This is a genomic window from Halomonas sp. HL-93, from assembly GCF_900086985.1.
Classification (GTDB): domain Bacteria; phylum Pseudomonadota; class Gammaproteobacteria; order Pseudomonadales; family Halomonadaceae; genus Vreelandella.
On the sequence record NZ_LT593974.1, the window covers coordinates 434,110 to 453,174 of the forward strand.

Genomic DNA, 19,065 nt, shown 5'->3' on the forward strand with positions numbered 1-19,065 from the left:
GGGCTTACGGTGGTCAGTCGGTGTCGGGTGGAGCATACCCATGGCGGGCATGGAAGCGTTGCAGCTCCCTGCAACCAGGCGGCTGGCCGGTGAATATCTCGACATAGGCGGGGATGCGCTGCATGCGCACCTCGAGGGATTCCTGAGCCTTCATCGAAATATAGCCGATCTGGGTTAGGTAGATGGTGCGGCCACGCACGTTGGCCGCTAGCGAATCATAGCCGTAGCGTTCGAACATACGCGTCAGCGCTTCGATACGGGTGGCATCGGCAGCATCGATTTCACGCACCACTGGCGCCGACTGCAGCGCCCAGCTGCGCATGGCGAATTCCAGCTGTGAGTCGAACAGCTGAGGGTTCAGCCAGCAGTCGAAGACGTTGAGCATCGCCTCGACGATATTCTCGGCATAGGCTTCGGTCTGATCCACCAGGCCCTGGGTGTTCTTTTCACGCCAGCGTGCGATCAGCGCTTCCAGCAGCGCCTCGCGGTCCTTGAAGAACCAGTAGAAACTGGTGCGAGAAAGCTTGAGCCGCTTGGCCAGGGGAAGAATGCGCACGCTGTCGACGCCCGATTCGAGCAGCAGCTCAAATGCCGCGTCGAGCCAGACGTCTTGGGAGCCCTTGGCGGCGGGCGTGTTGGAGTATGACATCGAGCTCGTCTCTAGGAATGTTGTGACAAAGTGTACACAGGTGTCTGTTATGTGTACACATTGTCAGTTCCTTGGGCTGAGCCCTAGAGACGGCAACCGTCGCTGCCTTTAGATTTCAAACGTCAGCCTTGGGCTAGATGCAGCGCAGGCGCCTCGTATCCCAAGTTTTCGAGCATGCGCCTTGCATACCAGTCGACAAAATCAATAACGCCGAACTCATAGGTCTCGGAGTAGGGGCCGGGTTGGTAGGCTTTGGAGTTGATGCCGCGCTGGTTCTCCTCGGCCAGCTGGCGATCCTGGTCGTTAGTGGCATCCCAGACGCGGCGAAGCTGTTCGGGGTCGTAGTCGACACCTTCCACGGCATCCTTGTGGACCAGCCACTTGGTGGTCACCACGGTTTGCTGCGGGCCAAGCGGCAGCACGCGGAACACGACCGCGTGATCACCCATGAAGTGGTTCCACGAGTTGGGCAGGTGCAGGATGCGCAGGGAGCCCATGTCGGGGCTCTTCAGGCGGCCCATCAGCTTCTTGCAGCCGGGCTGGCCGTCCATGGTCATCGACACGATGCCATCCAGCAGCGGCGTGCGGGTCAGACGGTTCTGCTGGCCATGCCGCGTCAGCTGGTAGGGAATCTGCTCCTGATCCCAGTCCGCCTGTTTGCGGGCCACCAGCGCCTTGTAGGCGGGCGTGGCGCGTGGGTCGTCGGTGTCATCGAACTCCTGCAGCGAGTTCAGCAGCTCGGGGTGGGCGCCGTTGCAGTGATAGCACTCGCGGTTGTTTTCGATGACCAGCTTCCAGTTGGCCTGCTCGATGATGCTGGACTCGGTGGCGACCTTGACGTTGTCCATCTGGTATGGCTCGAGATAGTGCTCGAGGGTGGTCAGGAAGTCGTCAATCGCGGGTGGTTCATCGCTCAGGTTGATAAAGATGAAGCCGCCGGCGGTGCGCACGTTGACCGGCTTGAGGCCAAACTGGTTGAGGTCAAAGTCAGTGCCCATGTCGCTGCCGGCAAACAGTAGTCGACCATCAAGTTCGTAGGTCCACTGGTGGTAGGGGCAGACGAGTTTGGCGACCTTGCCCTTGTCTTTGACGCAAAGACGCGACCCGCGGTGGCGGCAGACGTTATGAAACGCATGGACAGCGCCTTCATTGCCACGCACGATGACAATGGGGTTGTCACCGATATCCAGCGTCATGAAGTTACCCTTGGCCGGGATCTCGCACGTCATGCCGGCAAACAGCCACTCTTTCTCGAAGACCTCCTGCATGTCCAACGCGAACAGGCGGGCATCGTTGTAAAACGGCTGTGGAAGCGAAAAGGTTCGCTCTCTTTCCTGCAACATCTCGGCCGTTGACTCACGAGCCGCCGCGAGCGGGTCGTCCATCCGATTAGAAACACTTTTTTGCATACCAGTATCCTCGTAAACCTCTGCTCCCCCTAAAGGGCTGCGAGTCGGCCGTTAGTCAAGATTGCTTAATCTTGTTGTTGTGTTGCGTAACCTGGCGTTTTTTCATGCCCGAACTGAATCAAGTCACAGATTGTGTTGCAGGCGTGCCCCTGCCAGTTATCTACTCGCGACATTAGGTGACGCAGTGGCGACTAAAACAGAGGTTTCTAAACGATAAAGAGTGGCACGAGGTAAGTGCGCGTCGCTGTCAGGTAAGTCGGTTAGCTGGCGCGTACCCAAAATGCAGCTCAAAGGTACTGGCCGTATAACGAATGCGGTCCGGTGATGCATAGCGATGAAGGCTGGTCAGGCAGAGGCGAAAATGACAACTAATTTCTTCAATCCGGTCACGACCCAAACCTGGACCAACGGACGTCACCAGGTACGTTGCGTCAAGGTGATCCAGGAAACCCAGGATGTACGCACGTTCTGCTTTATGGCCGAGCAGCCGGTACTGTTCTTCTTCAAGCCTGGTCAGTTCGTAACGCTTGAGCTTGAGATCAACAATGAGCCGGTTATGCGCTCTTATACGATCTCCAGTTCTCCCTCTATCCCTTACAGCTTTTCGATCACCGTCAAGCAGATTCCGGATGGCAAGGTATCTAATTGGCTGCATGCCAATCTAAAGGTGGGCGACGAGTTAGTCGTGCACGGGCCGGTAGGTAACTTTAACTCTATCGATTACCCGGCCGAGAAAGTGTTGTTTCTCTCGGGTGGTGTGGGTATTACCCCGTTAATGTCGATGACACGCTGGCTTTTCGATACCAACGCCGCTGTCGACGTTGAGTTCATCCACAGCGCCCGTGCCCCACGCGATGTCATTTATCACCGCGAATTGGTGCATATGTTTTCGCGCATCCCTGAGTTTAAGCTGCATATCATATGCGAGAGTAAGGAAGATATTGGTGAGGCCTGGGCCGGCTACCGCGGCTACCTCACTAAGCCGCTGTTCGAGCTGATGGTGCCGGATTTCATGGATAGGGAGATATTTTGTTGCGGCCCTACTCCGTATATGGAGGCCATCAAACGCATCCTGCGTAGCAACAACTTTGACATGAACCACTACCACGAAGAGTCGTTTGGCGCTACGCCGGTTGATGTCCGTGAGGATGTACGTGAGCTTGCCGAGCAAGCAGAAGTCGACGCCGAAAATGTCGATAGCAATGAACTGCACAGCATCGAATTCGCGTCATCAGGAAAAAGTGTGCGTATCCAGCCTAGTGAGACCGTGCATGCGGCGGCGGCAAAACTTGGTCTGCATATTCCCAAGGCCTGCGGTATGGGGATTTGCGGCACTTGCCGAGTCGAACTTAAGTCGGGTGAAGTGGAAATGGAGCATAACGGTGGTATTACGGAGGAAGATGTCGAAGACGGCTACATTCTGTCCTGCTGCAGTCGTCCCAAGGGTAACCTGGTCGTGGATTTTTAGTGGCACATGGTGTTAGTGGCACATGAAAGAGGTACTTGCGAATGACGATGTTATTGAATAAGCCTCTTTCCATTGGGTTTGTGCTGCTACACCGCTTTACGCTCTTTCCTTTTGCCGCCTTCGTAGACTGTTTGCGCTTGGCTGCCGACGAAGGCGATCGCAGTCGTCAGTTGCGCTGCCACTGGCGCTTCATGACCAGCGGCGGGCAGGCGGCACTTTCCAGCTGCGGGGCGAGCATCTCTCCCTGTGAGGCGTTTCGCGATCCCCATGAATTTGACTACATCGTGGTGATCGGTGGCGTCCAAGACGACCAGGATGGCCCGGATAGCGCCGCTCTTACTTACCTTCGCCAGGCAGCAAGCTTAGGTGTGCCATTGATTGGCGTGTGTACAGGCGTATTCGCGCTGATTCAGGCGGGGTTAATGACGGGACGCCGCTGTTGTATCAGTTGGTATCACCATCGAGACATGAACCACCGTTTTCCTGACACTGAGCCTGTCGCTGATCGTTTGTTCATCGATGATGGCGACAGGATTACCTGTGCAGGCGGCGCCGCAGCGGCTGATCTGGCGGGCTACCTGATAGAAAAGCACCTGGGTAAGGCGTGGGCGATGAAAAGCCTGAACATCATGCTGCTTGATGAAGCCCGAAAAGGCGCGCATCCCCAGCCACAGCCTGTTGTGTTCGGCAAGGTTGATGACCGATTGGTGCGTCGCGCGATCGCCGTGCTTGAGCAACATCTCGGAGAGATGATCTCGATGGATGAGCTGGCAGGGCGAGTGGGCACCTCCCGTCGAAACCTGGAGCGTCGATTCAGTGACGTTCTGGGCGTGGGTCCACAGAAATTCGCGCGGGATCTTCGCCTTCGATACGGCGCTTGGCTACTGCATTACACAGGCAAAAGTATTACCGAGATAGGCGAGCGCTGTGGCTTCGCCGATACGGCCCATTTCTCACGTCATTTTCGTAGTGCCTTTAGTATGACGCCGTCGGAAATGCGCAAACGTGCTAGCTCGCCCAGTCGTGACCAAGTTGATCCTTTCTTCCTAAATATTGATGACCGCTTGGCCGTCTGAGAGGGCTGGGCGCCCGGCTTATCAAGCTTTATGGCGAGGCCGCTCTGCTCATAAAAAGCACCCAAAAACGGCGTTTTAAACAATGAGTTGCTGTTTGGTGTTCCATGCGTTCAGGAAATATGTCGCATTTGTTCAATTTATTTCAGCGAGTGTGGCGTATTAATAGTAAGGAGCGAAAGCACTGGCATGCCCACAGTCGGGGTCATAAGCGCCTCAACGTGAACCGCTGCCAGTTCAGCCACTAAATCGCCCATGTCACGGCTGCCGATAACAACAGGAGATTTTTATGAACCATTCCACACTTGCCAACTTCGATTCCCAAATTGCGGCGGCCATCGCTGATGAGGTGGCGCGTCAGGAAGCGCATATCGAGCTAATTGCCTCCGAGAACTATGCCAGCCGGGCAGTGATTGAGGCTCAGGGCACGGTGCTTACTAACAAATACGCCGAGGGCTACCCCGGTAAGCGCTACTACGGTGGCTGTGAGCATGTCGATGTGGTCGAGCAGTTGGCGATCAACCGCGCTTGCGATTTGTTTGGCGCTGAATATGCCAATGTTCAACCGCACTCCGGAGCCCAGGCGAATGCCGCGGTTTTCATGGCGTTGATCAAACCGGGCGATACGGTGCTGGGTATGAGTCTCGCCCATGGCGGGCATTTGACTCACGGTGCCGCGCCTAATTTTTCCGGCAAGCATTACCATGCCGTGCAGTACGGCCTCAAGCCGGAAACCGGTGAGATCGATTACGAAGAAGTTGAACGCTTGGCTCGCGAGCACCAGCCGAAGATGATTATTGCCGGCTTCTCGGCGTATTCGCGGGTCGTCGATTGGCGTCGTTTCCGCACCATTGCGGATGAAGTAGGTGCTTGGCTGATGGTCGATATGGCGCATGTCGCTGGGTTAGTGGCCGCCGGTCATTACCCAAGCCCGGTGCCCCACGCCCATGTGGTCACGACCACCACTCATAAGACTTTGCGTGGTCCGCGTGGCGGGCTGATTCTTTCAGATCATGGCGACGCCGCGCTGTATAAAAAGCTCAATGGCGCTGTCTTCCCTGGCCAGCAGGGCGGCCCGCTAATGCACGTGATAGCCGCTAAAGCGGTCGCGTTCAAAGAGGCGATGAGCCAGGACTTTGTGCAATACCAGCAGCGTGTGATCGCAAACGCGCGCGCCATGGCAAATGTGTTCATGGAACGAGGCTTCGATGTGGTGTCCGGCGGCACCGATGACCACCTCTTCCTGTTGTCACTGATCAAGCAGGGTGTGACCGGCAAGGACGCGGATGCGGCCCTGGGCCGGGCACATATTACTGTCAATAAAAACGCAGTGCCCAACGATCCGGAAAGCCCCTTTGTCACCTCGGGGCTGCGTATTGGCACGCCTGCCGCGACATCGCGTGGCTTCGATGAAACGGACTGTGCGCAATTGGCCAGTTGGATCTGCGACATCCTTGATGTCCTGGCTGAGCGCGGAAGCACCGATGCGGTGGAAAGCGAAGTGCGTGAGAAAGTCTCAGCACTTTGCGAGCGCCATCCGGTTTATGGCGAGAGCCGTGAACCACAAGTAACGGCCGAGACGGCGCTGTAACGCCATTACGAATCAGGAGAGTTATATGCAACGCTATTCAGGGTTCGGGCTGGCCAAGCACGCGCTAAGTCATCATGAAAACTGGGAGCGCCAGTGGCGTAATCCCACCCCCAAGAAGCAGTACGACGTCGTGATCGTCGGCGGTGGTGGCCATGGCCTGGCCACTGCCTACTATCTGGCCAAGGAGCACGGTATCACGAATGTGGCCGTGGTCGAGAAAGGTTGGCTGGGCGGCGGTAACACGGCGCGTAATACCACCATCGTTCGTTCCAACTATCTTTGGGACGAGTCGGCAGCGCTTTACGAGCACTCCATGAAGCTGTGGGAGGGGCTATCCCAGGACATCAACTACAACGTGATGTTCTCCCAGCGTGGGGTGATGAACCTGGCCCACACGCTCCAGGATATGCGCGATGTGCAGCGCCGCGTAAATGCCAACCGCTTGAACGGTATCGACAGCGAGGTACTCACCCCTGAGCAAATCCAGGCAATCGTACCGATTATGGACTGCTCTAAAAATGCGCGTTATCCCATTCTGGGCGCCTCGTGGCAACCGAGAGCCGGGGTGGCGCGTCATGATGCGGTGGCCTGGGGCTTCGCCCGAGCAGCCGATGCGCTGGGCGTGGATATTCTGCAGAACACCGAGGTGACTGGCTTCAAGATTCGCGACGGCCGTATCTACGGAGTGCATACCAATCGCGGTGATATCGAAGCAAAAACCGTGGGCTGCGTGGCCGCAGGTAATTCCGGGGTATTGGCCAAGATGGCTGGCTTCAGGCTGCCATTGGAATCTCACCCGTTGCAGGCATTGGTGTCTGAACCGCTCAAGCCGGTGCTGGATACAGTGGTGATGTCCAACCATGTGCACGGTTATATCAGCCAGACTGACAAGGGAGACCTGGTCATCGGCGCAGGCATCGACGGCTATAACGGCTATGGGCAGCGTGGCAGCTACCCCACCGTCGAGCACACGCTGCAAGCGGTGATTGAGATGTTCCCCATCTTTTCGCGGGTGCGCATGAACCGCCAATGGGGCGGCATTGTGGATACCTGCCCGGATGCGTGCCCGATCCTTTCCGCCACACCGGTTAAGGGGTTGTTCTTTAACTGTGGCTGGGGCACTGGTGGCTTTAAAGCCACCCCAGGATCAGGCCATGTATTCGCCTGGACCCTGGCGAAAAACCAGGCGCATCCCATTGCGGCGCCGTTCTCTATTAATCGCTTTCACACTGGTGCGCTGGTGGACGAGCACGGCGCCGCAGGCGTGGCCCACTAAAAGGAGTCAGTACCATGTTGCATATTTACTGCCCTTATTGCGAAGAGCTCCGAGAAGAAGAGGAGTTTCATCCCAAGGGCCAAGCGCATATCACACGGCCAGCAGACCCCGACGCCTGTAGCGATGAAGAGTGGGGCGACTATCTGTTTTTCCGTGATAACCCGCGCGGCATCCACCATGAAATGTGGGTGCACGCCATCGGCTGTCGAAAGTTCTTTAATGTCACACGTAACACGGTGACGTACGAGATTCTTGAGACGTATCCCATGGGCGAGCAGCCGCACTTTACGGCGGAGTACCCCGAGGGCAAGTCCACTGATCAGGTCAACGCCACACAACAAGAGCTGTCGCGTCAGGAAGGAGTTCACGTATGAGCCAGTTGTTGAAACAGCCAAATCGTGTTCGCGAAGGGGGGCGAATTGATCGCTCGAAAACGCTGAGCTTTACCTTCAATGGCAAGCAATATCAGGGCCATGCCGGTGATACCCTGGCCTCGGCGCTGCTTGCTAACGGCGTGAATATCGTCAACCGCAGCTTCAAGTATTCGCGGCCGCGGGGGATCGTGGCGGCCGGGGCTGAGGAACCCAATGCATTGGTGCAGCTAGGCAGCACCGAAGCGGCTCAGGTGCCCAACGTGCGGGCCACGCAGCAGGCGCTGTTTGATGGCCTGGTGGCGCGCAGCACCAACGGCTGGCCATCTGCGCAACGCGACATGATGAGCTTCGTGGGTAAGCTCGGTGGGCGCTTTATGCCGCCGGGTTTTTACTACAAGACGTTTATGGCGCCTGCCTCCATGTGGATGACCTACGAGAAGGTTATTCGTAAAGGAGCGGGGCTTGGCCGCAGCCCGATGGAGCGCGATCCGGATCATTACGACCATCTCAACCAGCATTGCGACCTATTGGTCGTGGGGGCTGGCCCGGCCGGGCTGTCCGCAGCGCTCACCGCCGCGCGCAGTGGTGCGCGGGTGATTCTTTGCGATGAGCAGGAAGAGATGGGCGGCTCGCTACTCGATAGCCGCGAACAACTCGATGGCCAGCCGGCCAATCAATGGGTCGAGCGCGTTGTGAGCGAGCTTGCTCAGATGGATAACGTCACCCTACTGCCGCGTACCACGGCGAATGGTTACCACGACCATCACTTTGTCACCCTCCATGAGCGGCGCACCGAGCACCTTGGTGAGACGGCTCCACTGCTTGATGGGCGTCGCCCGAGCCGTTCACGCATGCATCGCGTGCGTGCGGGGCAAGTGCTGCTGGCAACCGGTGCCCACGAACGTCCCTTGGTTTATGGCCATAACGACGTGCCGGGCAATATGACCGCGGGAGCAGTGTCGGCTTACATCCGTCGCTATGGCGTGGTGCCCGGCAACAAGCTGGTGCTTTCAACCACCAATGATTACGCCTATCGCGCGGCTCTCGACTGGCTTGATGCCGGCCGTGAGGTGGTCGCCGTTGTGGATGCTCGCCTGGCGCCGGATGGCGATTTGGTCGAACAGGTTCGTGCGCGCGGTGTGCGCATTATCGACGGCGCCGCCGTACTGGAAGCGAAGGGCGGGGATCGAGTAAGCGGCGCACGCGTTGCGACGATCGATGCAGAAGCTTTCAAAGTGACCGGCCCGTCTGAAACCTTGTCGTGTGACACCATCGCAAGCTCTGGTGGCTACAGTCCGGCCATTCACCTGGCGTCGCATACCGGGGCACGGCCGACTTGGAACGACGAGATTCTCGGTTTCGTGCCTAGCCTGGTCAAAGGCGTGCATGCCGCAGGTAGCGTACGTGGCCTGCATAAGCTCGCGGATGGCCTGGCGGATGGTTGTGCAGCAGCGGCTGAGGCGCTATCGGCGCTTGGCCAGTCGGTAACGGCCATCGAACTGCCACATGTTGATACTGCCCGCCAAGGTGTCGCCTGCGCGCTGTATCAGGTGCCGCACGAGAAATCGACGCTGCGTGGTCCCAAACAGTTTGTGGATATGCAGAACGACGTGACGGCGGCCGCGATCGAGCTTGCGACGCGCGAAGGGTTTGAGTCCATCGAGCACGTTAAACGCTACACTGCGATGGGTTTTGGTACCGATCAAGGCAAACTTGGCAATATTAATGGCATGGCGATTGCGGCACGTTGCCTAAATAAGACGATCCCCGAGGTAGGCACTACCGTGTTCCGGCCCAACTATACGCCGGTGACGTTTGGTGCCATTGTGGGCCGCCACTGCCGTGACCTGTTTGACCCCGAGCGTTATACCGCCTTGCACCAGTGGCATGTCGAGCAGGGGGCCGAGTTTGAAGAGGTGGGTCAGTGGAAACGTCCCTGGTATTTCCCGAGAACCGTCGATGGCAAGACAGAATCGATGCACGACGCGGTGGCCAGAGAGTGCCTTGCGGTGCGTCAAGGGGTGGGTGTTTTAGATGCCTCGACGCTGGGCAAGATTGATATCCAGGGCCCGGATGCCCGAGAGTTCCTGGGGCGAATTTACACCAATAAGTGGGCCAAGCTAGCGCCCGGGCGCGTACGTTACGGCCTGATGTGCAAAGACGATGGCATGCTGATGGATGACGGCACCACCAGCTGCCTGGGTGAGAATCACTTCTTGATGACCACCACTACCGGCGGTGCGGCGGGCGTGATGGAGTGGTTGGAACTGTGGCATCAAACCGAATGGCCCGAGTTACAGGTGTATTTCAATTCGGTGACCGACCACTGGGCGACGATCACGGTCACCGGGCCGGAGGCACGCAAGCTGCTTGCCGAGATCACCGATATCGACCTGGATCGCGAGACCTTCAAATTTATGGACTGGCGCGAGGGCAAGGTTGCCGACGTGCCAGCACGGGTCTTCCGTATCTCCTTTACGGGCGAGCTGTCCTTCGAGATTAATGTCCAAGCCAACTATGCGCTGCATGTTTGGAAGACGCTTTTCGCGCACGGCGAGAAATACGACCTGACCCCCTATGGCACCGAGACCATGCACGTGCTCCGGGCTGAGAAAGGCCTGATCATTGCAGGGCAGGAGACCGATGGGTCGGTCACGCCGGAAGACCTCGGCATGCAGTGGGCGGTGGGCTATGACAAGCCTTTTCCATGGGTCGGCAAGCGAGCGCTAACCCGTTCGGATACGCGGCGCGTGGATCGCAAGCAGATGGTCGGCCTGAAGCCCCAAGACCCCTCTGTGGTGTTTGAAGAAGGCGCACAGATCGTGCTTGATCCTGATCACGCTATCCCCATGCCCATGGTGGGGCACGTGACGTCCAGCTATTACAGCCCGATACTCGAAAGCGGCTTTGCACTGGCGGTGGTCAAAGGCGGGCATCAGCGTATGGGCGAGATCGTCTATTTGCCGATGGGCGATGGCAAGACTCATGCCGCCGAAATCGTCAGCCCTATCTTTTACGACCCCAAGGGAGAGCGCCAGCATGTCTGAACACACATCTGCAAATACGCTAACCGGCACCAATATGTATGATGTTCGCCCCACTGCCGATGTGCTGACAGAGTCTCCACTGGCTTGGTCGTATCATCGTACTGGCCGCCCTAGCGTTTCAGACCGTAGTCGCGTGGTGATGCGCGAGCGCGCCATGTTAGGCCATGTGATGTTGCGCGGTGGTGCCATTGTGCTTGATGAAGCAGTTCGGCAAGTCCTCGGCTTTGGCCTGCCGGCACGCCCTAATACGCTTAGCCAGGATCAAAGCGGCGAGCGTTCTGCCCAGTGGCTCTCACCGGACGAATGGCTCGTCATTGTCCCCGGTGGCGAAGAGTTTTCCCTGGAAGCAAAACTGCGCGAGGCGCTGGGCGATGCTCACTATGCCATCGTCAACGCCAGCGGTGGCCAGACGTTGATTGAGCTTGAAGGCGACGCCGCCACGGAGCTTCTGATGAAATCGGCACCTTATGACGTGCATCCTGCGGCCTTCCCCGTTGGCAAAGGCGTCACCACAGTCTTTGCTAAAAGTAATCTGATCCTGCGTCGCCCTGCCGAGGACCGTTGGGAGTTGGTATTGCGCCGTAGCTTCGCCGATTACCTCTATCGCTGGCTGCTTGATGCGGGCGAAGAGTATGCCATCGGCGTTAAAGACTGATGAGTGGACGCCGGCAAATGCCGGCGTCCACTCTTTCTTCACTGGGGGGAGCCTACTATGCAAGATAAAAATAACCGTTGGATATTGGCGGCTCAGTGCGCCAGTAGGCTTGGCACGGTCGATGTTGTCACGCGCTTTTTAAAAGAGCAGCGCTGTTACATCACCGAGCAGCAGTCGTTTGATGATCGACTAAGCGATCGCTTTTTTATCCGCACCGAGTTTCGGCCGGAAGACGAGGCGTTCGATGCTGAGGCTTTTCAATCGGGATTTGCCGAGCGGGCCGCTGACTTCTCAATGAGTTTCGAGCTGACGGCACCCGAAACGCGGATGCCGGTGGTGATCATGGTGTCCAAGGCCGATCATTGCCTCAACGACTTGCTGTATCGTTATCGCATTGGTCAATTGCCCATCGATATTCGCGCCATTGTCTCCAACCATCCAGATTTGGCGTCCCTGGCCGAATGGCATGATATTCCTTACCGTTATTTGCCGATCACCCCCGAAACCAAGCCAGAGCAAGAGGCTCAAGTCTGGGACGAAATAGAAGCAGCCGGCGCTGAACTGGTCATTCTCGCGCGCTATATGCAGGTGCTCTCAAGTGGCATGTGCAAAAAGTTAACGGGGAAAGCGATCAATATTCATCACTCGCTGCTGCCAGGTTTCAAAGGGGCTCGCCCTTATCATCAGGCCTATGAGAAGGGGGTCAAGCTAGTGGGGGCGACCGCTCACTACATTAACGATGACCTCGACGAAGGGCCGATCATTACCCAAGGGGTCGAGCCCGTCAGCCATACCGACTATCCGGAAGACTTAGTGGCCAAGGGGCGTGATGTCGAGTGTTTGACGCTTGCTCGGGCCGTTACACTGCATGTGGAGCGACGTGTCTTCCTGCATGCCAACCGCACCGTAGTTTTTGACCGCTAGTCAGATAATGACAACACCTCTGGAAGGTAGATAAGCATGTCAATTAGTGTTTTCGATCTTTTTAAGATCGGCATCGGACCATCGAGCTCGCATACAGTCGGCCCTATGCGGGCCGCTTTTGACTTCATCGGTGAGCTTGAGGCAAAGAAACTGTTGAACGAAGTAACTCGCGTGGAGGTGCACCTCTTCGGTTCTCTCTCCGCCACGGGAGTTGGCCATGGCACCGATCACGCCGTGATCATGGGCCTGATGGGGAAAAGGCCAGATGATATCGACCCAGATGTTATTGCGCCCTCTATCAATGCGTTAAAAGCCTCTGAGGTGCTGCTCCTGAACAGCCATTACAGCGTGCCCTTTCAGTGGCAGCGAGACATGCAGCTGTTCGAGGAAAGCCTGCCCCATCACCCCAACGCCATGCGGCTGATCGCACATGGACACAGCGCTGAGCTGTATCAGAATACCTACTACTCGGTAGGCGGTGGGTTTGTGGTGGATCAGGCCCAGGCAGAGCAAGGCCAATTGGATAGCGATACCACTAAGCTTCCCTATGACTTCCAGACCGCCGCCGACTTGTTGACCATGTGCCAGGAAAGCGGCTTGCGCATTAGTGAGTTGATGCTCGAAAACGAGCGCGCCTGGCGCAGTGAGGCCGAGATCCGCAAGGGGCTTTGCGATATCTGGGAGGCGATGAAAGCCTGTGTGAACAAAGGGCTTGAGGCCGAAGGCGTGTTGCCCGGCGGGCTTAATGTTCGTCGGCGGGCGCGTTTGCTGCATCAACGATTGCAGGCGGTTGATGAAAATCCCTCAGTGATTACCACGACGATGTCGGCGATGGATTGGGTCAACCTCTATGCGCTGGCGGTCAATGAAGAAAATGCCGCGGGTGGGCGTATGGTGACGGCGCCGACAAATGGTGCCGCGGGTATTATCCCGGCGGTATTGCATTACTACATGCACTTTCGCGAAGGGGCCAGCGAACGAGACGTCGTCGACTTCCTGCTGGCGGCGGGTGCTGTGGGCATTCTATGCAAGAAAAACGCCTCGATCTCGGGTGCTGAGGTAGGTTGCCAAGGGGAAGTTGGCTCTGCCTGTGCGATGGCGGCCGCAGGCCTTGCCGAATTGATGGGTGGTACGGTGGCGCAGGTAGAAAACGCCGCTGAAATAGGCCTGGAGCATAACCTGGGGCTAACCTGCGATCCTGTCGGCGGTCTAGTCCAGGTACCCTGCATCGAGCGCAATGCCATCGCGTCGATAAAAGCTATTAACGCGGCGCAAATGGCACTAAGGGGTGATGGCCAACACTTTATTTCGTTGGACAAAGTGATCCGCACCATGCGCGATACGGGCGCTGACATGCAGGATAAATATAAAGAAACCTCGAAAGGCGGGTTGGCGGTTAATACGATTGAGTGTTGAGTGAAGTGATTAACCGCAACCGAAAGTTGATGCTATACAACAGGCACGCGTTGCGTGCCTGTCATCATTGCACCATGAACGCTTAACATTTTAAGCCAGAGAAGGCGGCGTTAGCAGGGGCAGATAACGTTCCAGCAACTGGGCAGCCTGTAGCACCTTAAGGTCTTGGTATTTGCCTGCCACAAGGTGTAGCCCCACCGGTAGCCCCTGGCTATCCAGCCCGCAAGGCAGCGAGGCGGCGGGCTGCTGGGTGAGATTGAAGGGGTAGCTGAATGGCGTCCAGTCCATCCAATCGCGGTGGGCTCCACCCGGTGGCACGTTGTGGCCCGCAGCAAATGGCGCAATCGGCATGGTGGGCGTGACCAGCAAATCATACTGCTGATGAAACGCCGCCATGTGGGCCGTCAATTCGCTACGCTCGCGCCGCGCGGCGAGGTAGTCGGAAAGCGATACATCCTGCCCACGTCGAGCGATATCCAGAAACCCTGGGTCGAGCGCTGCCTGCTGCTGTTCGTCCAGTTTTTCGAGTGCTTGAGTGGCACCTGCAAACCAGAGCTTGTTGAATGTCCTAAGCGGATCGCTGAAGCCAGGATCAACCCGCTCAACCGTTGCACCCAGCTCTTCGAGATGGGCAACGGCTTCTTCTACCCGCTGAGCAATATCCGGCGCTACCTCCACATAGCCCAGGTTGGCGCTAAAGGCGATGCGCCAGCCGCGTAGATCAACAGGGGGCGGGGTTAGCCAGTTTGGTCCATGTGGATTACCGGAGTAGCCATCCCGAGGATCCGGCTGCGCCATCACGTTGAGCATTAGCGCGCTATCCGTCACAGTGCGGGTGATTGGGCCGAGGTGGGAGAGCGTACTCATAGCGCTGGCGGGCCACTGGGGCACCCAGCCAAAGGTTGGCTTAATGCCAAAGGTGCCGGTAAAGCTGCAAGGGATACGGATAGAACCGCCCGCGTCGCTGCCCTGATGCAACAAGCCCAGATTGAGCGCGGATGCCGCGGCAGCACCCCCTGACGAGCCGCCCGGAGTAAGTTCTATATTCCAGGGGTTGCGGGTAATGCCGTGCAGCGGATTATCGGTAACGCCTTTCCAACCAAACTCTGGCGAGGTGGTTTTGCCGATCACGATGGCTCCGGCACTGCGTAGATGGCGGCTGATAGGAGCGTCTACCTCCCAGGGGCCATCCGGTGCAGTGGTCGTCGACCCCAAGCGCGTAGGCAGCCCTTTGGTCAGCGTCAAATCCTTGATGGTGACGGGAATGCCGTCCAGCGGGCCAAGCGGTGCACCTGCCTGCCAGCGCTGTGCGGATTTTTCCGCCAAACGCCGGGCCTCTACCTCGTTAACGCAGGTAAACGCATTTACCTTGGGGTTATCGCGGGCAATCCGCCCCAAGCAGTCATCCACCAGTGCCTCCGGCGAGAGCGATCCCTCGCCAAAACGCTCCAGTGCGGTAACGGCTGTTAGAGTGTCAAACGTTTCAGCCATGGTTATACGCTTTCCTTAACGCCCGCCGCATTTAGCATGGCGTGTAATAGAACGTTACAGCCTGAGTGAACGTGCTCCGCGGTGGCGCTCTCAATTTCGTTGTGGCTGATACCATCCTTGCAGGGAATAAAGATCATTGCGGCGGGGGCCACGCGGCCGACAAACATTGCATCGTGGCCTGCGCCGCTAATGATATCCATATGGGAGAGGTTGAGCTTTTCCGCTGCCTGGCGAACCGCATCTACGCATTCCTTATCGAAGAATTCGGGAGCAAAGTTGGCGGTGGGTTCCAGAAGGTATTCAAGCCCATGGCGTTGGCAAATCTCCTCAACGGCTGCGGTGACTGCTTGGCCCATGGTTTCAAGCGCTTCTGGTTCCCAGTGGCGCATATCCAATGTCATTTTGACCTGGCCGGGAATCACGTTGCGCGAACCAGGGTGCAGCGTCATGCAGCCGACCGTGCCTCGGCCATGAGGCTGGTGCTCTTGGGCAATGCGGTTGAGCGCTTGGGTAACTTCCGCAGCACCCATCATGGCGTCGCGGCGCAGGTTCATCGGCGTAGGGCCTGCGTGAGCTTCAAGCCCGGTTAGGGTTAAATCAAACCACTTTTGCCCCAGTCCGCCGATAACCACGCCAATAGTGGTGTCGGTATCTTCCAGGATTGGCCCCTGCTCAATGTGGGGCTCAAAGTAGGCGCTGATCTCACTCGGCGAGACGCTGTCGTTGCCGCGGTAGTGAATGGCGTCCAAGGCATCGCTGACCGTGACGCCGTCGGCGTCAGTGCGCGCCATCATGGCATCAAACTCAAGCGCCTCGGTAAAGACACCAGAGCCCATCATGCAAGGAGCGAAGCGGCAGCCCTCTTCATTGGTCCAGGCCACTACTTCAACGGGTGCTTTTGTGGTGATGTTGTGCTGGTTAAGGGTGCGGATCACTTCCAGGCCAGAGAGTACGCCGAAGCAGCCGTCGTACTTGCCGCCGGTGGGCTGGCTATCCAAATGGCTGCCCGCCATCACCGCTTTGGCGGTGGGGTCGCTGCCTTCCCGGCGGGCAAAGATATTGCCGATATTATCGATGCGAATCGTGCAGCCCTCTGCCCGACACCATTGAATAAATAGATCACGCCCCTGGCGCTCTAAATCGGTAAGCGCTTGGCGGTTAACCCCACCTTTAGCGGTGGCGCCTAACGTTGCCATCTCCATTAGCGACTGCCAAAGGCGGTCGCTGTCGGTGCGTAGATCAGTGATATTGGTAGTTGGGTTCACGTAGGTGTTCATCTTGGTGTCCTCGCAGGGTCAAACGCAGCGCTAGGGTGCAACGTTATCTGTCAATAAGTCGTGTAGCTTGGAGCGATGATTGTGGGGGTACAGAAAGTCACTGCTTATCAGCATTTGTGCCGCCATTTCCGCTTCCAGTGCACTCATATGGCTTTCTGCGTCCGCCATATGCTCGGTCATGATCTGGCGTACACGCAGGGTATCTTCGGCCCGGTAAGCCTCCACCAGTTGTCGGTGGTAATTCTGGTTGGCGTGGTCGAACTGTTTACGCTCTGGCACGTAGGCCTTTTTGATCACCACCAAGTCGCGCAGCATGTCGTTTAAAAATTGGCATATAAACGCTAGCAAAGGGTTAGGGCAGGCGCGGGCCAGTAATTGGTGGAACTCCAGCTCCAAAAACCGCTGGTGCCGGTGGTCCTCCTCACCGCCGCAGCAACTGCAGGCCGTCATATTGGCTTCAAGCTGCTGGTAATCGTCCTCTGTCAGTCTGCCTACTACCGATGCTGCCAGCTCGACTTCCAATAGTTTGCGCAACTGGTAAACCTGCTTGCCATCCAACTGCTGAAAATGCAGGAAGTTACGCAGCATGCGGCTGGCGGGCTCCATGCCCGGCTGATTGATTACCGCGCCTCCTTTAGGCCCGGTTTTTAAGGTAATAAGCCCCTCAACCTCCAGAATCTTCAGTGCTTCGCGCACCGTGGCTTTGGCACTGCCATAAAGCTCCATCAGGGCTTTTTCGTTAGGCAGGCGATCACCTTCCCCAAGCGACTCGGCGGCAATCCAGCGCTTGATATCATCGCTGATCAGCTCGGCGAGCTTGGGTCGGCGCCTGGAGGTTGGAACAGGGGCTTGAGCCATCAACACACTCCTTGGTTGTCGTTAGCGATCATTTGTAGCTGTCGATAGAGGCCGTTTCCTGCGTGTAGGCAGGTAACCGCTCGGGGTGGTACTCAGCATCATAGTCGTAGCGTGCCTGGGTAAAGCGCTCCACTACCGCTGTATCGCGACGATGCAGCGCATGGCTTAGGCCAACAAACAGCAGGGTATTTAGCAATAAGCCCCAGATGCCTGCATGGAAACCCCAAGGAGCGCTTAGCGGCCCAAAGGTCATCAGTAGCACACAGGCAACGCCGCCCCACAAGCCAGCAAGCGCAGCAGTAGGGTGGGCTTTTTTCCAGGCGATAGCGCCGATGGTGGGAATCACCAGTTGTGCGGTGCCCGCCAAAGCGGCAATGCCAATCGTCACTAGTACTCCGGGCACGGTGAGCGCCATGATGTAAGCGGCGAGGGAAAAGCCCACCAGTGATAAGCGGCCAATAAAAACAATACGTGCTTGGCTTGCTTCACGATTCACATAGCGCTTGTAGATATCCATCGTCACTACGGTGGAAACCGCGTGGATCTGTGAATTAGCAGTCGACATGGCGGCTGAAGCCCCGGCGGCCATAATCAGTGAAGCGAGCAGGTAAGGCGCATACTCCATCAGCATAATGGGCAGGATTTGGTCAGGGTTGTCTACATCGGGCTCAAGCAAGACCCCAGAGTAGCCAGATAGCACCGATCCCACATAGGCAAAGGCCGCCAAGCCCAGTAGAAATGGCATTAAGTTAAATAGCTTACCGCTTTTCACCGAATACATGCGTAGCCAAATTTGTGGCCCCATAAAAGCACCAATGGCGGTTACGACAAAGAGCGAGAACCACATGGGGTAGCCCATCGTGCCGTTAGGCCCTGGCATAGTGAGATGTTCTGGAGAGGACTGTTGTAACTGGCTAAAAAGCGCCGCCGGGCCACCCACTTGGGAAGAAATGTAGTAACCAGCGTACATCATGCCAAAGAACAACAGGGCGCCATAAATCACGTCGGTCCAGGCGATAGCGCGAATGCCGCCAATCCATACGTAGATAATGATAATGAAGTAGAACAGCAGCGCTGCCAGCCAGAACGGAATCAACCCACCGGAGGCCACTTCAATTAAGTATGCCCCACCGGTTAGCTGAATCTGTAAATAAGGGATAGTGAAAATAAGAGTAATAGCGGCCACGGTAATGCGCAGGGCTTCGCTATTATAAAAATCACCGATTAAATCCGAAGGTGTTAAGTAGTTGAACCGCTTGCCTAAAAACCACACCCGCTTGCCAATCCAGTAATACATAAAGCCAAATAGCAGGTTCCAGGCCAGCGCGGTAAGAAATACCGGGCCGTTGGTATAAAATGTGGCATTAGAGCCCAAGAAAGCAAAAGCACTCCACCAGGTTGCCGCCACGGTGAAGAACACAGCGATGCTGCCCATGGCGCGGCCTTGTACGAAAAAATCTTCACTGGTTTCCTGCGATTGACGCGCTGATAAAACCCCAACTATCAAGGGGATAATCATAAAAGCCGCGATAATTAATAAGCTGCCGGTCATACGTT

15 protein-coding genes are annotated in these 19,065 nt (G+C 57.0%); 9 read left to right on the top strand and 6 right to left on the bottom strand.

All coding sequences use genetic code 11. The features are described 5' to 3' along the window. Positions 1-13: 13 nt before the first annotated feature. Together GA0071314_RS01910 and GA0071314_RS01915 are read right to left on the bottom strand one after the other, a co-directional pair. Positions 14-649, bottom strand: a complete 636-nt coding sequence (locus GA0071314_RS01910) for a TetR/AcrR family transcriptional regulator (protein ID WP_074395058.1) — start codon at positions 647-649, stop codon at positions 14-16. Between the two features lie 122 nt (positions 650-771). After that, positions 772-2,058, bottom strand: coding sequence for an aromatic ring-hydroxylating oxygenase subunit alpha (locus tag GA0071314_RS01915; RefSeq protein ID WP_074395059.1), 1,287 nt, complete (start codon positions 2,056-2,058; stop codon positions 772-774). Positions 2,059-2,419: 361 nt separating this feature from the next. Between GA0071314_RS01915 and GA0071314_RS01920 the strand changes: the two genes are divergently transcribed. The 9 genes from GA0071314_RS01920 (at position 2,420) to GA0071314_RS01960 (ending at position 13,882) form a co-directional block, all read left to right on the top strand. Beyond that, entirely contained in the window at positions 2,420-3,526 is a 1,107-nt protein-coding gene (locus GA0071314_RS01920; protein WP_074398390.1) for a hybrid-cluster NAD(P)-dependent oxidoreductase, read from the top strand. A gap of 41 nt (positions 3,527-3,567) precedes the next feature. Next, a complete protein-coding gene (locus GA0071314_RS01925; protein ID WP_074395060.1) occupies positions 3,568-4,602 on the top strand; it encodes a GlxA family transcriptional regulator in 1,035 nt (344 codons plus the stop codon). Between the two features lie 286 nt (positions 4,603-4,888). Further along, entirely contained in the window at positions 4,889-6,190 is a 1,302-nt protein-coding gene (gene glyA / locus GA0071314_RS01930) for a serine hydroxymethyltransferase (protein ID WP_074395061.1), read from the top strand. A gap of 25 nt (positions 6,191-6,215) precedes the next feature. After that, complete coding sequence (locus GA0071314_RS01935; protein WP_074395062.1) at positions 6,216-7,466, top strand: sarcosine oxidase subunit beta family protein; 1,251 nt, start codon at positions 6,216-6,218, stop codon at positions 7,464-7,466. A gap of 14 nt (positions 7,467-7,480) precedes the next feature. Next, the gene (locus tag GA0071314_RS01940) at positions 7,481-7,840 is read left to right on the top strand and encodes a sarcosine oxidase subunit delta (RefSeq protein WP_074395063.1); all 360 of its coding nucleotides are present in this window, start codon (positions 7,481-7,483) and stop codon (positions 7,838-7,840) included. Beyond that, the gene (locus tag GA0071314_RS01945; RefSeq protein WP_082934175.1) at positions 7,837-10,887 is read left to right on the top strand and encodes a sarcosine oxidase subunit alpha family protein; all 3,051 of its coding nucleotides are present in this window, start codon (positions 7,837-7,839) and stop codon (positions 10,885-10,887) included. Before GA0071314_RS01940 ends, GA0071314_RS01945 begins: the two co-directional genes overlap by 4 nt. Then, a complete protein-coding gene (locus GA0071314_RS01950) occupies positions 10,880-11,542 on the top strand; it encodes a sarcosine oxidase subunit gamma (RefSeq protein ID WP_082934176.1) in 663 nt (220 codons plus the stop codon). The genes GA0071314_RS01945 and GA0071314_RS01950 overlap by 8 nt, the downstream gene beginning before the upstream one ends. A gap of 57 nt (positions 11,543-11,599) precedes the next feature. Beyond that, a complete protein-coding gene (purU, locus tag GA0071314_RS01955; protein WP_074395064.1) occupies positions 11,600-12,466 on the top strand; it encodes a formyltetrahydrofolate deformylase in 867 nt (288 codons plus the stop codon). Positions 12,467-12,502: 36 nt separating this feature from the next. Further along, positions 12,503-13,882 carry an L-serine ammonia-lyase gene (locus tag GA0071314_RS01960; protein WP_074395065.1) on the top strand — a complete coding sequence of 460 codons (1,380 nt, stop codon included), beginning with the start codon at positions 12,503-12,505 and terminating at the stop codon, positions 13,880-13,882. Between the two features lie 90 nt (positions 13,883-13,972). Here the strand turns inward: GA0071314_RS01960 and GA0071314_RS01965 are convergent, their stop codons facing one another. The 4 genes from GA0071314_RS01965 to GA0071314_RS01980 are packed head-to-tail and all read right to left on the bottom strand — an operon-like array spanning position 13,973 to position 19,060. Beyond that, a complete protein-coding gene (locus tag GA0071314_RS01965) occupies positions 13,973-15,373 on the bottom strand; it encodes an amidase (protein WP_074395066.1) in 1,401 nt (466 codons plus the stop codon). Positions 15,374-15,375: 2 nt separating this feature from the next. Continuing rightward, on the bottom strand, positions 15,376-16,650 hold the full coding sequence (locus tag GA0071314_RS01970; RefSeq protein WP_074395067.1) for a Zn-dependent hydrolase: 1,275 nt from the start codon (positions 16,648-16,650) through the stop codon (positions 15,376-15,378). 30 nt (positions 16,651-16,680) lie between these two features. Next, positions 16,681-17,508, bottom strand: coding sequence for a FadR/GntR family transcriptional regulator (locus GA0071314_RS01975; RefSeq protein ID WP_074395068.1), 828 nt, complete (start codon positions 17,506-17,508; stop codon positions 16,681-16,683). 28 nt (positions 17,509-17,536) lie between these two features. Then, entirely contained in the window at positions 17,537-19,060 is a 1,524-nt protein-coding gene (locus tag GA0071314_RS01980; RefSeq protein WP_074395069.1) for a sodium:solute symporter family protein, read from the bottom strand. Positions 19,061-19,065 lie beyond the last annotated feature (5 nt).